Genomic DNA, 14,862 nt, shown 5'->3' with positions numbered 1-14,862 from the left:
GGGTTCCGTTTGTGCCCAAGCAGGAAGCGCACAAAGTGCCAGAGCCGAAAAGGCGAGGCTGTGAAGCAGGCGTGGCATCGTCCGGGTCGTGGCTAGGCGCTGGCGAGTCGCTTGAGGACCGGGCCGAAGTCCTGCTTTAGCAAGGTAGGAACATCTTCCGGGTATATCGGGCGGGAAAAGTAGTAGCCCTGCAACAAATGGCATTCGCGTTTCAGTAGATAGCCAAGTTGCTCTTCTGTTTCGATACCTTCAGCAATGACCTGCAGCTTGAGCGAGCTGGAAAGCGCGAGAATGGCATCGACGATAGCTGCACCGTCCGCGCTGTCGAGATCGGTGATGAAACTCTGGTCAATTTTCAGCGTATCGATAGGGAAGCGCTTGAGATAGCTCAGTGATGAGTAGCCTGTGCCGAAGTCGTCCACCGCCAGTGCCAGTCCCAGTGCTTTCAGTTCACGTAGCCTGGCGATGTTGGTGGGGGCGTCGGTCATGATCGCGCTTTCGGTCAGCTCCAATTCCAGCCGTGAGGCGCGCAGGCCGGACTCGGCGAGAATATGGGACACCCGGCTAGCCAGGTCGCGCTGGTTAAACTGGATAGAGGAGATATTTACGCTGACCCGGAAGTCCGGAAGGCTCAGGGTATCCCAGTAGGCGCAATGCCGGGCTACTTCTTCCAGTACCCACTCTCCAAGTTCAATGATCAATCCTGTGCGCTCTGCCACCGGAATGAATTCATTGGGCGGCACCATGCCTCGCACGGGGTGCTTCCAGCGCACCAGTGCTTCGAGTCCGACCACGGCGCCGCTGTTGGAGGATATCTGCGGCTGGTAGCGCAACTCCAGTTCCTGATTGCCCATGGCATGCCGCAACTCTTCTTCCATCTTGAGTTGCTCTACCGCCTTGGCGTTCATGTCCTCATTGTAAAAGCGGTAGCAGGCGCGCCCTTCGGCCTTGGCGGCGTACATGGCGGTGTCTGCATTGCGCACCAGGCTATCGGGATTGGTGCCATCCTGTGGGTAGAGGGCTATGCCGATACTCGGGGTCACCACCGGGTTGTGTGATTGCAGGGCAATCGGTTCCGACAGGCTGCGCAGTATCCGCTTCGCCACGTTTTCCACGTGGATGGAGTTCGGCACATCCGACAGCACTACGGTGAACTCGTCACCACCCAGTCGTGCGATTTCGGTGCTGGCATCCACGGGCTCGCCGTTTGGGTCGTCTGCCAGGTAGTTGATGGCGTCGTCTTCACGCAATTCACTGCTCAGGCGTTTGGCAATCTCCACCAGCAGGCGATCGCCACGCCCGTGACCGATGGAGTCGTTGATACGCTTGAAGTGATCGAGGTCGATAAACATAAGCGCTGCATTGGAGCCGCGGCGCTGGCTGCGTTTGAGAATACGGTTGAGTTGCTCGTTGAAACTGCGTCGGTTGGGCAGGCTGGTAAGGGGATCGTAATACGCGAGGTAGCGCAGGCGGTCTTCCTGTCGCTTCAGGGCGTTGAAGGCGTTGCTGGCTCTCAGCATGTACTGCACGTCACGGCCCAGCAGCGACCAGTTCACCGGCTTGGTCTTGTACTGGGTGGCGCCGGCCTCGAAGCCCTGGTCGATGGACTGGCGGTCGTCGGAGCCGGTCACGATCATGATCGGTATGGATTCGCCCTGGGGCATCTGGCGAATGCGCTTGCAGACTTCGAGCCCGCTCATGCCGGGCATTTCAACATCCAGGAAAACGAGGTCCGGGCGCTCGCGCACAAAAACGTCAATGGTTTCCGGGCCGTTACTCGCCTCGACCACAGTCATGCCTTCGGCCTCGAGGCACTGTCGGGTGAGCAGACGCACGTTGATGTCGTCGTCGCTGACAAGGACTTTTGCGCGGAGCCTGGAGGGAGTGCTGGAAGACATGAGTGCTGAGGCCGGGCCTTTTCGCTTCGCCGCTAGGCTACCACTACCGCGGGTTTAAACCCAGCGATAGTGACGCCCTGCTCAGGACGGAATACGTTCACGACGCTTGAAACGCTGTTCCTGAACGAAGCGCGGCAATTGCTGCAACGGAATGGCCGGGCTGTAGTAGAAGCCCTGTACCTGGTGGCAGGCCTGTTCGCGCAGGAAGCTTACCTGTTCGTAGGTTTCGGCGCCCTCGGCGATCACCTTCATGCCCAGGCGCTGCGCCATCTCGATGATCATGCTGCTAACCGCTACCTGTTGCGGGTTGTGGGGAAGCTCCCGTACAAAGGCGCTGTCGATTTTCAGGGCGGAAATGGGGAGCTCTGTGAGGTGAGAGAGCTGGGAAAAGCCGGTGCCAAAGTCATCCAGCGAGAAGGAAATGCCAAGCAGCCGCAACTCATCCATGCGCGCCTTGATAGCTCCGGGGCTCTTGAGGATGGTGCTCTCGGTCAGCTCGAACTCCAGGTTGTTGGGGTCGGTATCGGTGCGCTGCAGGATGTCTTTGACGACGCCGACGAAGCGCTCGTCCTGGATCTGGCTAAAGGACACGTTTACCGCCACATCAACGTGCTCCATACCCTGGTCCTGCAGCCAGTTCAGGGCGTGGCAGGCATGCTGGATTACCTGGTAGCCGATGGTTCGCATCAGCCCCATGTCCTCGCACTCCTTGATGAATTCGCCCGGGCAGATCAGGCCGCGCTGCGGATGATTCCACCGCAGCAGCGCCTCAAGCCCTACCAGCAGGCCGGTGTGCAGATCGACTCGCGGCTGGTAGTGCAGTTCGAACTGGTTCTTGCGTACCGCGGTGCGCAGTTCGGCCGCCAGGGTGTTGCTGCCAGTTACGTCGAACTGTATCTGGCTGCTGAAGCGGATGTACTTGCTGCCCTGGACCGATTTGGCCTGCTGCATGGCATTCCGGGCGGCCTCTATCAGGTCGGAGACGTCGGCGCCGTCTTCGGGGAACAGGGCGGCGCCGATACTGCAGTCGATAGAGACCTGCTGGTCATTGATCAGAACCGGGGCTGACAGCGAGTTCAGCATTTTGCCCACGATCAGTTCGACATCCGCAGCGGAGCCGACATCTTCCAGCACCACCGCAAATTCATCGCCTCCGAGCCTGGCCAGGCTGTCAGTATTTCGCAATTTATTGCCGAGACGGCGGGCCAGGGCCTGGATCAGCGCATCGCCGTTACTTTCACCGTAGTGGTCGTTGATGTTGGCGAAGCGGTCGATGTTGATATAGAGGAGGGCGGTGGTGAAGTTATAGCGATTGGAGCGTTCGGCTGCGCGTTCCAGATGGGCTCTGAAACCGGCGCGATTGAGCGCGCCGGTGAGGCTGTCGCGATTGGAGAGTTGTTCGATCGTCAGGCGCGCCTGCTTCAGCTGAATGCTGTAGTCCAGTACCCGGTGCACCAGGGCGTCCTGTAGCTGACCACGCAGCAGGTAGTCCTGGGCGCCAAACTCGCGCAGGCGGGTGGCCGTGTGCTCGTTGACTTCATCCAGTAGCAGAATAATGGGGGCGGGAACAAAGTGCTTTTGCGCCAGTCGCAACAGGTACTCGGACTCCGGCCCCTCGGCCAGGATGACCGCGTCGAGGTCGGGATTGAGCAGGGCTTCCAGGGGGCGCTCGAGATTGTCGTTGCTGGCCAGGGCGAAGCGGCGGGGCAGGGCGCGTCGCAGGCAAGCCGATAGCACCGCGCTGTCCGCCGGATTCTCGGAAATGATCAGAACGGTGTGCTGCTCCACCTGTGCCCCTGAATGGTCGTCCGGGCCTGTTCCGGCCCCTATCATGGGTCGTTGGTCGACCCGTGCTAAATCGTTATATTACATGGGGTTATACGCAGGTTCTGAAATTAATTCTAGTGCTTGTTTGTGAAATATTTGCGATTTGGTGCCGGCCCATCAATCAGCGTCCGGTCACGGTCCGGCTGCGCTTGAGGTAGTCGCGGCCGTTTTCAAGTACTCGCTCCCGCTGCAACTGTTCGGAGCCCAGGTGCACCTCTTCCAGGTTTGCGGCGATGCCGTTGAGCTCTTCCTGCAGCTTATTGATGGCATTTTCGAGGGTGTAGCTGAGCTGGTGAATCCTGCCCATGTCGGCATCGCTGAGTTGCGTGTCTTTGTCCAGCAGGGACTCAAGGTATTCGTTGTAGACCTCGAGGTTGCTCAGCGCTTCGGCGACGGAGGCGGCGGGGGCGCCCTGAAAGTGATCGAAACGCTCGTCGGCATTGCTCCCGGCGGCTGCCAGGCAGAGTATTGCGGAAGCAGTCAGTGCCGCGAGGCTGGGAATACGGGGCATGTTGTCCTCACAGGTATTCGGCGTAGGTAAAGGTCGGCGCACGATAGGTCAGGGTTGCACACTTTGCAATTGCGCCGTTCAGTGGCCGTCGGTCCGGCTGCAGCGGAACACAGGAATGTCCCGGTCGGTGCGCGCCTGGTATTCGTCAAAGTCGGGGTAAAGGGAGCAGAGGTGGGGCCACAGTTCGGCTTTTTCCCCGGCGCTTACCTGGCGCGCCACGTAGGTGTGCTCTTCGCCGTCTACCATGATCTGCAGCTCGGGGTTGGCTTTGACGTTGTAGTACCAGGCGGGGTTGATGGGCATGCCGCCCTGGGAGGCCACCAGCAGTTTGTCCTCGCCGAGGGGAAGGTGGATCAGGGCAATGCGCCGCGGTTTGCCGCTTTTGGCCCCCAGGGTGGTGACCACGCAGACCGGATAACCGCCAGGGAAGGTGTTCATGATGCGACCTTTGCTGGCGCGAAAGCCCGCCACCTGGACCCGGGTGGCCCATTTCAGGAAGAAGCGTACCAGCGGCACCTGCTTTTCGGGTATGGGGCGCACATCCTCGCGACGGGTCTTGACATAATCGAACTGCTTCACTGGCCTTCCTTTTATTACTTTTGTTGGAATTTACCCCGCACACCGCGGGCGCTGACCCTACTCTACGGCACAATTTCCAGCGCGCCAAACTGTGGTAGACTTCGGGCCTATCTGAACCCGATTTCCCCCGTAGTATCCCCCATGAGTCTAGCCTCCGAAAAACTGGAAACCATTCGCCAGCAGGTGCAGTTCCACCTCGACAATGCCGAGCGCAGTCAGCTCTCGCCGCAGCAGGAGGAGGAGCTCAAGGCGCGCATCAAGCAGCGCCTGAAGGAAGAGAATGCGGTTATCGTGGCGCACTACTACACCGCGCCGGCGATCCAGGCCCTGGCAGAAGAGACCGGTGGCTGCGTGTCCGACTCGCTGGAGATGGCGCGCTTTGGCCACGACCATCCGGCCGATACCCTGGTGGTGGCGGGGGTCAAGTTCATGGGCGAAACGGCCAAGATCCTGACGCCACAAAAGCGGGTGTTGATGCCGACGCTGGAGGCCACCTGCTCCCTCGATCTCGGCTGTCCCATCGATGAATTTTCTGCCTTCTGCGACCAGCACCCGGATCGTACTGTGGTGGTCTACGCCAACACTTCGGCCGCGGTGAAGGCCCGGGCTGACTGGGTGGTGACCTCCAGTATCGCCCTCGATGTGGCGGAACACCTCGCGGCCAACGGTGAAAAAATCATCTGGGCGCCCGACCGCCATCTCGGCGACTACGTGCGGCGTAAAAGTGGCGCCGACATTCTGATGTGGGATGGCGCCTGCATCGTGCATGAGGAGTTCAAGGCCCGCGGCATTGCCGACCTGAAAAAGGTCTACCCCGATGCCGCGGTGCTGGTGCACCCGGAGTCACCTGCCGCGGTGCTGGAACTGGCCGACCGGGTGGGTTCCACCACGCAGATCATCCGCGCAGCCCAGGAGATGGACAACGAGCGCTTCATTGTCGCCACGGATCAGGGCATCTTCTACAAACTGCAGCAACAGGCGCCCGGCAAGGAGTTCATCATCGCTCCCACTGCCGGTAATGGCGCTACCTGTCGCAGTTGTGCGAACTGTCCGTGGATGGCGATGAACGAACTGGAGAGCCTGGCGGCCGTCTTCGACCGCACCGACAACGAGGTTTTTGTCGACCCATCAGTGGGCGAGCAGGCCATGGTGCCCTTGCGCCGCATGCTGGACTTCGCCGCCGACCTCAGGCTGCAGGTCAAGGGCAACGCCTGACAGTCGTTCCGCGTTAAAGGGCCGGCGCGCTAGCCTTCCATCTGCTCCCGCAGTTCCGCCACGTCCCGCAGACGCTGCTGGATTTTCGCGGTGGTGGGATAGTCCTTGGTCGCCAGCTTGAGGGCGTAGTTGAGCTGCTTTTCCGCCTCGTCCAGGATGCCGTTGAGAATGAAGTACTCGGCCCGAGACTGGTGCAGCCCCACGATATTGCCGGACAGCCCCTGGACTTCGGCGAGCAGATACCACAGCCCCGGATCTTTGGGCTTGCGCTTGCTCTGGTCGATAAGGACCTCCTCCGCCACATGGGCCTGCTGGTTGCGCATCAGCGCCTTGGCATAGGTCATGGTCAGGGGGTGGTTTCCGGGTGAGCGCTTCAGCCGCTGGGCCAGCTTTTCCGCAGCCTTGCCCGGTTCATTGCGGACGATGTCGATTTCCGCATCGGCGATGATGTATTCCAGTCGGGATGGGTTCCTGGCCCAGATGCCGTCCAGTTGCAGCGCCGCTTCGTCACTGCGTCCGGCATCGGTCAGCGCCAGCACCAGGCCGTACTGGGCCGCTTCATGGGAGAGGCTGGTGCCATCCAGCTCGCTGCGGAATTTTTGCACAGCTTCTTCGGGAGTATCTGCCAGCTGGTTGCTCACCCGCGCCCGCATCAGCTGGAAATCCAGGCTGACCTCAGTTTCCTGCTCCGGGTACTGGCGCGCGCGGTTGCGGGTATCGGCGATGCGGTTTTCGCTGAGGGGGTGGGTGCGCAGGAACTCCGGCACCCGGTTGCCACCGGCGTAGCGGGTGGCCTGCAACATGCGTTCAAACATGGCCGGCGCGGCGTGGGGATCAAAGCCAGCCGCGGACAGGGTTTGCATGCCGACCCGGTCGGCTTCTGCCTCATTGCTGCGGCTGTAGCGCAGGGCCGAATCCTGGGCGGCAGCCTGTGCTGCCGACAGGGCCGCCATGCCCGCATCGCCGCCGCCGGCCGCCAGCAGGACAAAGCCCGCCAGCATGGCGGCCAGGTTCAGGGGCTGCTGATTCTTGGCGAATTCCACGCGGCGCGAGAAGTGCCGCTGGCTGAGGTGAGCGATCTCGTGTGCCAGTACAGTGGCCAGTTCATCCTCGCTCTGGGCGTAGAGTAACAGGCCATTGTTTACCCCGATCACCCCGCCGGGTACGGCGAAGGCATTGATGTTGGGGTCATCCACCACTACCAGTTCAATGCGGCGATCTTTCAGCTCACTGTGGGTGACCAGATCGTAGATCAGGTTCTCCAGGTAGTCGAACAGCAGGGGATCGTTCACCGTGGGTACCTGACTGCGGAAGATGCGCAGCCAGGTGCGGCCAAGCTGGTGTTCGTACTCCGCGGAGAACAGGCTGGTACTGGCTTCGCCGAGGTTGGGGAGTTTCAGGTTTTCAGTGCCCTGGCCCAGAGCTGACATGCACACCGACCCCGCCAGCAGTGCAGTGCCGAGGCTTCGGGTGAGGAGGCGGGCAGGGTTACCGCGAAACAGCACGTGAGGATTCAGTCCCATGGATTCAGGTTGTCCGGCATTGTACGTCAAGCACCGGGCGCGGGGATATCCGCGCAGGGCCGCGATACCTGCCATTTGAGAGTCGCGCAGCGCTAAAAAGTTCAGGCGCTGTTGGGTGTGCTGTGGCGAATGGCTATACTGTTCGCGCCCTCGTAACCGGAAGTCCCTGGATGTCGCAAAGCAAAGTGCAGGAAGTGGACGCCACTGGCCTGCAGTGCCCCATGCCGCTGTTGATGGCCAAGCGGGCGCTGAACGCCTTGACCAGCGGTGAGCAGCTGCGGGTGCTGTCCACAGACCAGGGTTCGCTGCGCGATTTCGAGGTGTTCTCCCGGCAGTCGGGCCACCACCTGCTGCAATCGGAGGACCGCGAAGGCCTCTATATCCACTTGCTGCAGAAGGCCTGATTCGATGCTGGATATTTTTGGCAAGTGGTATCGCCGCTACCTGTTTGAAGAGGAGTCGGTGCTCCTGCTGGTACTGCTGACCCTGTCGGTGGTGCTGCTGATGACCATCGGCGACATTCTGGCGCCGTTGCTGGCGGCCATTGTGCTCGCCTACCTCATGCAGGGCCTGGCCGCCCAGTTACAACGGCACGGCCTGCCCCAGTGGGTGGGAGTGAGTGTGGCCTTCCTGGTGTTCGTCGGCGCGTTCTTTGGTTTTATCCTCGGCCTGTTGCCGATGGCCTGGCGTCAGTTGCTGGCACTGGCGGCGGAGATGCCGCGCATGCTGGACCAGGGCCGGCACCTGCTGGGAGTGCTGCCGGCGCGCTATCCCGAGTTTTTCAACCAGGCCCAGCTCAACCAGGTGGTGGGGGTGGCGCAGTCGGAGATCGCCGAGTTCGGCCAGACACTCGTCACCCGTTCGCTGGCCAGTATCCCGGGCATTCTCACCTTGCTTGTCTATCTGATTCTTATTCCGATCCTGGTGTTCTTTTTCCTCAAGGACCGGCAGCAAATCCTCGCCTGGTGCGGTAGCTTCCTGCCGCAGGAGAGGCCGCTGCTGCGCCGTATCTGGAGCGAGATGAACACTCAGGTGGCCAACTATGCGCGCGGCAAGGTGCTGGAAATCCTGATTGTCGGCATCACCAGCTATATATGTTTTGCCTGGATGGGGCTGCGCTACGCCGCTCTGCTGGGCTTGCTGGTCGGGCTGTCGGTCATTATTCCCTACATCGGCGCCGCGCTGGTCACGCTGCCGGTGGTGATGGTGGCCTATTTCCAGTGGGGTTTCGGTAACGATTTTTACTATCTGGTACTGGCCTATTTCATTATCCAGGCACTGGATGGCAATGTGCTGGTGCCGCTGCTGTTTTCCGAGGCGGTCAATCTGCACCCGGTGGCGATCATCATCGCGGTGCTGTTTTTTGGCGGTATCTGGGGCTTGTGGGGAGTGTTTTTCGCCATACCCCTGGCGACCTTGATCAAGGCCATTATCCATGCCTGGCCGACCCGCGCGGACGAGCCGCTGCCCACTCAACAAACCACGGAGTAAAACATGCCGGTGAAACCCTTCTGGCGGGGCCTGATGCCCCTGTTGCTTGTGTATTCCCTGTTGCTGACGGCCTGTGCCACCGGCCCCGCCCCCAGCGCAGACATCACGCCGGCCAAAAGCCCCAACGACAAGCACTCTTACCGGCTGTTGACGCTGGAGAACGACCTGCAGGTACTGCTGGTGTCGGACCCCAATACGCCGAAGGCGGCCGCTTCGCTGGATGTGCAGGTGGGCAGTGGCGACAACCCCGCCGATCGCGGTGGCCTGGCCCACTTCCTGGAGCACATGCTGTTCCTGGGCACTGACAAATACCCCGACCCGGCGGAATACGAGGAGTTTGTGACCGAGCACGGCGGCACCCGCAATGCCTATACCAGCTTCGAACACACCAACTACTTCTTCGATATCAACGCCGCTTACCTGCCCGAGGCGCTGGACCGTTTTGCCCAGTTCTTCATCGCGCCGCGCTTTGACGCCGAGTACGTCGACCGGGAAAAGAATGCCGTTGAGGCCGAGTACCAGATGGGCTTGAAAAGCGATCCGCGGCGCGGGCTGGATGTGCTGCAGGAAGTGATGAATCCCGAACACCCCTTCAGCCAGTTTGCGGTGGGCAGCCTGGACAGCCTGGCCGATCGCCCGGGTTCCAGCATCCGTGAAGAACTGCTGGCGTTCTACCACCAGCACTATTCGGCCAACGCCATGCGCCTGGTCGTCATGGGTAAGGAGTCACTGGATGAACTCGAGGCCCTGGTGAAACCCATGTTTTCGCCGGTACCCAATCGCGACTACCAGCCGGCCCCCATTGAGGCGCCGCTGTTCGCGGCTGAACAATTACCGATGATGGTGGAGATCAAGCCCCAGGCGACCCTGCGCCAACTGGATGTTTCCTTCCCGGTGGCAGATTACCGCAGCGATTACGAGGTTCAGCCGCTGTCCTACCTCGGCAACCTGGTCGGTCATGAAGGTGAGGGCAGTGTGTTATCCCAGCTCAAGGCCGAGGGGCTGGCCGAAAGCCTGTCGGCGGGCTCCGGCCTCGGTTGGCGTGGCGGCGCCCTGTTCAGCGTCAATGTGAACCTGACGGAGCGGGGGGCGGCGCAGCACCAGCGTGTTCTGCAAATACTGTTCGCCTATCTCGATATGCTGAGGGAGCAGGGGCCGCAACAGTGGCTGTATGAAGAGCAGTCGCAACTGGCGGCCCTGCGCTTTCGCTTCAAGGAGGACCCGGAGCCGATCAATTACGTCAGCAGCCTGTCCAGTGGCATGCACTACTTCAAACCCGAGGATGTGCTGCGCGGCCCCTACCTGATGACCGACTACCAGCCTGCGCTGTTGGGGGAGCTGCTGGCATCGGTAACCCCGGACAATGCCGTGGTCACCCTCACCGATGACAGTGTGGAGACAGACCGGGTTTCTCGTCATTACCAGGTGCCCTATGCGCAGCGGCAGGTCAATGCCGCAGGGCTGGCTGCCTGGCGTAGTCCGGAGGCTGAGCCTGAACTGCATCTGCCGGCGCCCAATGAGTTCATCGCCGATGATGTCGAACTGGTGGCGCTACAGCAGCCGGTACCGGAAGTACCCCAGCGTATGCTGGAACAGGGTCGGCAGACCCTGTGGTTCCTGCAGGATGCCCAGTTCCGTCTGCCCAAGGGGGGCATCTACGTCAATTTCCGTTCCCCTGAGGTCGGGCAGACGGCCCGCCAGACCGCTGGCGCCGTGCTGTATACCGCCTTGCTGCGTGACGCGGTGAACGAGTTTACCTACCCCGCCCTGCTGGCTGGCCTGAATTTTGACCTCTATAAGCACGCCCAGGGCATCAGCCTGCGTGTCAGTGGCTACACCGACAAGCAGTCCCTGCTACTGGCACGTTTGCTCGACACGGTCAAAAAGCCGCAGTTTGATCCGGCGCGTTTTGCCAATATCCGTGCCGACATGATCCGCGGATTGCAGAATTCCGTGGCCAAGCGCCCGTCGAGCCAGGTAATCGACGACCTGCGCGAGGCTTTGCTTTACGGCGAGTGGGGTGAGCAGGACCTGATCACCGCGCTGCAGGGAATGGAGCTCGCCGATGTCCAGGACTACGCCGAAGCGTTCTGGAGTAGCGCCAGCGTCGAGTCCATGATGTACGGCAACTACCTGCCGCAGCAGGCGGAGACTGTGGTGGAGCAGCTTGCGAGTCTGCTGCCCGATGGAGCTGCACCAACCCTGCCGCCTTTGAAGGTGCTCAAGCTGGCGCCGGGTGAAGCGCTGCAGCTGGCGGCAGACGTGCCCCACGATGACTCCGTGGTCGCCTGGTATCTGCAGGGCGCCGGTAATACCTGGTCTGACCGTGCGGCGACCGCCCTCACTGGCCAGATCATCAAGTCCGGCTTCTTCCAGCAACTGCGCACCGAGCAGCAACTGGGTTATGTGGTGGCGGCATTGCCCTGGGCGCAACTGGATGTTCCCGGGCTGGTGCTGCTGATCCAGTCGCCCAATGCGTCTGCCCCCCAGGTGGCGGCAGCCATTACTGAATTCATGGCGGCGGTACCGGATTCAGTGACGCCGGAGCAATTCGCCCGCCATCAGGGGGCGCTGATTCACGAGATCACCAAACCCGACAAGAATCTGTGGGAGCGCGCCGAGTTTTTCTGGCAATCGATTGCCAAGAAGCAGTATGCCTTTGACGGTCGCAGTCAGTTGGCCAATGCCGTACAGGATATGGATCTGGCCGGCTGGCAGGCGTATTACCGGCGTGAGTTTCGGGATCAGCCCCGCTCCCTGCAGGCGGTTGCGCCGGGTCGCTGGGGAGAGTTTCCTGCGGACGCCGGCCGGATTTTCCGCAGTCCCGCGGCAATCAAAGACGGGCATGATGCCTACGTGATCGAATAGCCTGATCCTGTAAATTTACTACAGGGTTTGGCCCAAAAAGCCCCGCATCGTCCCCCGGTGCGGGGCTTTTTTCTGTGCGCTCAGGGATTATTTATAATTCCAAAATAGAACCTATGTTCCATTCCGGTGCGTGATGCGGTAGTATTTTTACATTCTGGTGCGCGAGGAGGGCCGTTTTTTGGGCAGAATCCACCTCGTCGCCTATACTTCCGAGACGCGTTGCGGCAGTTAAGTATCAAATTAGAATTGAGTTTTTTCGCGCAGCGGCCGGCACATCGACACAGGAGCGATACCGCTTATGACCGAAGATAGGGATCCCATTGAAACCCGGGAATGGCTGGAAGCACTGGATGCCGTATTGAAGTACAGCGGACCCGACCGGGCCAGCTGGCTGCTGCGGGAACTGGCCAAGCACGCCACCGAAACCGGCGTGCGCCTGCCCCCTGCCATTACCACGCCCTTCCGCAATACCATTGCTCCGGCTGACGAGAAGCTGATGCCCGGCGATCTGTTCATGGAGCGTCGCATTCGCTCCCTGGTGCGCTGGAACGCTCTGGCCATGGTGATGCGGGCCAACGACAACGACGAAGGCCTCGGCGGTCACATCTCCAGTTTTTCCTCCAGCGCCACACTCTACGACGTCGGTTTCAACTATTTCTTCCGCGGTACCAATAACGGCCATCCCGGCGACCTGGTGTTCTACCAGGGGCACAGTGCTCCTGGCATGTATGCCCGCTCCTACCTGGAGGGCCGCCTGTCCGAGGAGCAGTTGGACAATTTCCGCCGCGAGGTAGACGGCAACGGCCTGTCCTCCTACCCCCACCCCTGGTTGATGCCGGATTACTGGCAGTTCCCGACCGTGTCGATGGGCCTGGGGCCGATCCAGGCCATCTACCAGGCCCACGTTATGAAATACCAGCAGAGTCGTGGGCTGGTCGAGCACAGCGACCGCAACGTGTGGTGCTTCATGGGCGACGGCGAATGTGACGAGCCGGAATCCCTGGGCGCCATTTCCATGGCCGGGCGCGAGAAACTGGGCAATCTGATTTTCGTGGTCAACTGCAACCTGCAGCGCCTGGATGGCCCGGTGCGCGGCAACGGCAAGATCATCCAGGAGCTTGAGGGTGTGTTCCGCGGTGCCGGTTGGGATGTGAAAAAGGTCATCTGGGGTCGCAAGTGGGACCCGCTGCTGGAGCGCGACGAATCCGGCCTGCTGCAACAGCGCATGGACGAGGTCTGCGACGGCGAGTTGCAGAACTACAAGTACAACGGCGGCGCCTATACCCGCGAGCATTTTTTCGGCAAGTACCCGGAAACGCTCAAGCTGGTGGAAGACCTGTCCGACGACGACATCATGTACCTCAATCGCGGCGGCCACGACCCCTACAAAGTCTACGCGGCCTATGCCGAGGCGGTGGCCCAGCACGAGCGTCCCACTGTCATTCTGGCCATGACCGTGAAGGGTTATGGCACCGGTGAGGCGGGCGAAGCAAACAACGAGACCCACTCCCTGAAAAAGCTGGACATGGACAGCCTCAAGGCCTTCCGCGACCGCTTCGGTATTCCCATTTCCGATGCCGAGCTGAAGAACGTGCCCTACTATCGGCCCGCGCCAGACAGCCCGGAAATGCGCTACATGAAGCAGCGCCGGGAAGAACTGGGCGGGCTGATTCCGGCCCGTCGCGCCAAGCCGGAGCTGCTCAACACGCCGGCGCTCTCGGTCTTCGACAGCCAGCTCAAGGGCAGCGGCAAACGCGAAATTTCCACCACCATGGCCTTTGTGAGGCTGCTTTCCGCCCTGGTGAAGGACAAGGAAATCGGCGAGCGCGTGGTGCCCATTGTGCCCGACGAGGCCCGCACCTTCGGTATGGAGGGCATGTTCCGCCAGCTCGGCATCTACTCTTCCGTCGGGCAGCGCTACACACCCCAGGATGCCGGCCAGATCATGTTCTACAAAGAGGACAAGAAAGGCCAGATTCTGGAAGAAGGCATCAACGAGGCGGGTGCCTTCTCCGCCTGGCTTGCGGCGGCGACGTCCTACAGCACCAGCAACTACCCGATGGTGCCCTTCTATATTTTCTACTCCATGTTCGGCTTCCAGCGTATCGGCGACCTGGCCTGGGCCGCTGGCGACAGCCAGGCCCGGGGCTTCCTGATCGGTGCCACTGCCGGCCGTACCACCCTCAATGGTGAGGGCCTGCAGCACCAGGATGGCCACAGCCACTTGCTGGCCAGCACCATCCCCAACTGCGTGAGCTATGACCCTGCTTACGCCTTTGAACTGGCGGTGATCATCCAGGACGGTCTGCGCCGCATGTACCAGGAAGGCGAGAACAAGTTCTACTACATCACCACGATGAACGAGAACTACCTGCAGCCGGAAATGCCCCAGGGCGTGGAAGAGGGCATCGTAAAAGGCATGTATCTGCTCAAACGCGGGCCGAAGAAGAAGGGCCTGCGGGTGCAGTTGATGGGCGCGGGCACCATCCTGCGCGAGGTGGAAGCTGCGGCGGAAATCCTCGAGCAGGACTACAAAATACAGTCCGATATCTGGAGCCTGACCAGCGTCAACGAGCTGCAGCGCGAGGGCAAGGCGGCCCTGCGCTGGAACATGTTGCACCCCGAAGACACACCGCGTGTGCCATATCTCACGGCCCAGCTCGACGGTCATGAAGGGCCGGTGGTAGTCGCCACCGACTACATGAAGTCCTTCTCCGACCAACTGCGGGAGTTTGTGCCGGGGCGTTATGTGACCCTGGGTACCGATGGCTTCGGCCGTTCCGACACCCGCTCCAGGCTGCGCAAGTTCTTCGAGGTGAGCCGGGAATACATTGTGGTGGCTGCGCTGAAAGCGCTGGTCGACGAGGGCCAACTGGAGACCGGGGTGGTGGTGGAAGCCATGCGCGCCCTGGGCGTGTCTCCCGACAAGGTGGATCCGCTGTCCGTTTAA

General features: G+C 61.0%; 10 protein-coding genes. 5 read left to right on the top strand and 5 right to left on the bottom strand.

Going from position 1 to position 14,862, the window contains the following annotated elements:
• Nucleotides 1-92: 92 nt before the first annotated feature.
• The 4 genes from FVW59_RS16045 to FVW59_RS16030 all read right to left on the bottom strand — a co-directional run bounded on the left by FVW59_RS16045 (nt 93) and on the right by FVW59_RS16030 (nt 4,815).
• Nucleotides 93-1,898 carry a two-component system response regulator gene (locus FVW59_RS16045; protein WP_148065370.1) on the bottom strand — a complete coding sequence of 602 codons (1,806 nt, stop codon included), beginning with the start codon at nt 1,896-1,898 and terminating at the stop codon, nt 93-95.
• Nucleotides 1,899-1,979: 81 nt separating this feature from the next.
• Nucleotides 1,980-3,686, bottom strand: a complete 1,707-nt coding sequence (locus tag FVW59_RS16040) for a putative bifunctional diguanylate cyclase/phosphodiesterase (RefSeq protein ID WP_187275928.1) — start codon at nt 3,684-3,686, stop codon at nt 1,980-1,982.
• Nucleotides 3,687-3,846: 160 nt separating this feature from the next.
• On the bottom strand, nt 3,847-4,236 hold the full coding sequence (locus tag FVW59_RS16035) for a DUF6746 family protein (protein WP_148065368.1): 390 nt from the start codon (nt 4,234-4,236) through the stop codon (nt 3,847-3,849).
• Between the two features lie 78 nt (nt 4,237-4,314).
• Nucleotides 4,315-4,815, bottom strand: coding sequence for a nitroreductase family deazaflavin-dependent oxidoreductase (locus FVW59_RS16030; RefSeq protein ID WP_148065367.1), 501 nt, complete (start codon nt 4,813-4,815; stop codon nt 4,315-4,317).
• Nucleotides 4,816-4,956: 141 nt separating this feature from the next.
• Between FVW59_RS16030 and nadA the strand changes: the two genes are divergently transcribed.
• A complete protein-coding gene (gene nadA / locus FVW59_RS16025; protein ID WP_148065366.1) occupies nt 4,957-6,030 on the top strand; it encodes a quinolinate synthase NadA in 1,074 nt (357 codons plus the stop codon).
• 29 nt (nt 6,031-6,059) lie between these two features.
• Here nadA and FVW59_RS16020 read toward each other — a convergent pair whose 3' ends face one another.
• Nucleotides 6,060-7,460 (bottom strand): M48 family metalloprotease, encoded by a 1,401-nt coding sequence (locus tag FVW59_RS16020; RefSeq protein ID WP_246139774.1) that lies wholly within the window; start codon nt 7,458-7,460, stop codon nt 6,060-6,062.
• 263 nt (nt 7,461-7,723) lie between these two features.
• On the opposite strand from FVW59_RS16020, the gene FVW59_RS16015 reads away from it, so the two are divergent.
• From FVW59_RS16015 to aceE, 4 genes are all read left to right on the top strand, one after another.
• A complete protein-coding gene (locus FVW59_RS16015; protein WP_148065364.1) occupies nt 7,724-7,957 on the top strand; it encodes a sulfurtransferase TusA family protein in 234 nt (77 codons plus the stop codon).
• Nucleotides 7,958-7,961: 4 nt separating this feature from the next.
• Nucleotides 7,962-9,044 carry an AI-2E family transporter gene (locus tag FVW59_RS16010; protein ID WP_148065363.1) on the top strand — a complete coding sequence of 361 codons (1,083 nt, stop codon included), beginning with the start codon at nt 7,962-7,964 and terminating at the stop codon, nt 9,042-9,044.
• Nucleotides 9,045-9,047: 3 nt separating this feature from the next.
• The gene (locus FVW59_RS16005; RefSeq protein ID WP_246139764.1) at nt 9,048-11,912 is read left to right on the top strand and encodes an insulinase family protein; all 2,865 of its coding nucleotides are present in this window, start codon (nt 9,048-9,050) and stop codon (nt 11,910-11,912) included.
• 298 nt (nt 11,913-12,210) lie between these two features.
• Entirely contained in the window at nt 12,211-14,862 is a 2,652-nt protein-coding gene (aceE, locus tag FVW59_RS16000; RefSeq protein ID WP_148065362.1) for a pyruvate dehydrogenase (acetyl-transferring), homodimeric type, read from the top strand.

The sequence above is a fragment of the Parahaliea aestuarii genome, assembly GCF_008064635.1.
GTDB classification, from domain to species: domain Bacteria; phylum Pseudomonadota; class Gammaproteobacteria; order Pseudomonadales; family Halieaceae; genus Parahaliea; species Parahaliea aestuarii.
Note: the sequence above shows the minus strand (reverse complement) of the source record. Positions and strands in the feature narration are given on the sequence as shown.

Bases quoted from the DNA above. Each gene is read 5' to 3' on its own strand.
- FVW59_RS16045 (WP_148065370.1), bottom strand. From the start codon at position 1,898: ATGTCTTCCAGCACTCCCTCCAGGCTCCGCGCAAAAGTCCTTGTCAGC.
- FVW59_RS16020 (WP_246139774.1), bottom strand. From the start codon at position 7,460: ATGTCAGCTCTGGGCCAGGGCACTGAAAACCTGAAACTCCCCAACCTC.
- FVW59_RS16005 (WP_246139764.1), top strand. From the start codon at position 9,048: ATGCCGGTGAAACCCTTCTGGCGGGGCCTGATGCCCCTGTTGCTTGTG.
- FVW59_RS16015 (WP_148065364.1), top strand. From the start codon at position 7,724: ATGTCGCAAAGCAAAGTGCAGGAAGTGGACGCCACTGGCCTGCAGTGC.
- FVW59_RS16010 (WP_148065363.1), top strand. From the start codon at position 7,962: ATGCTGGATATTTTTGGCAAGTGGTATCGCCGCTACCTGTTTGAAGAG.
- nadA (WP_148065366.1), top strand. From the start codon at position 4,957: ATGAGTCTAGCCTCCGAAAAACTGGAAACCATTCGCCAGCAGGTGCAG.
- aceE (WP_148065362.1), top strand. From the start codon at position 12,211: ATGACCGAAGATAGGGATCCCATTGAAACCCGGGAATGGCTGGAAGCA.
- FVW59_RS16035 (WP_148065368.1), bottom strand. From the start codon at position 4,236: ATGCCCCGTATTCCCAGCCTCGCGGCACTGACTGCTTCCGCAATACTC.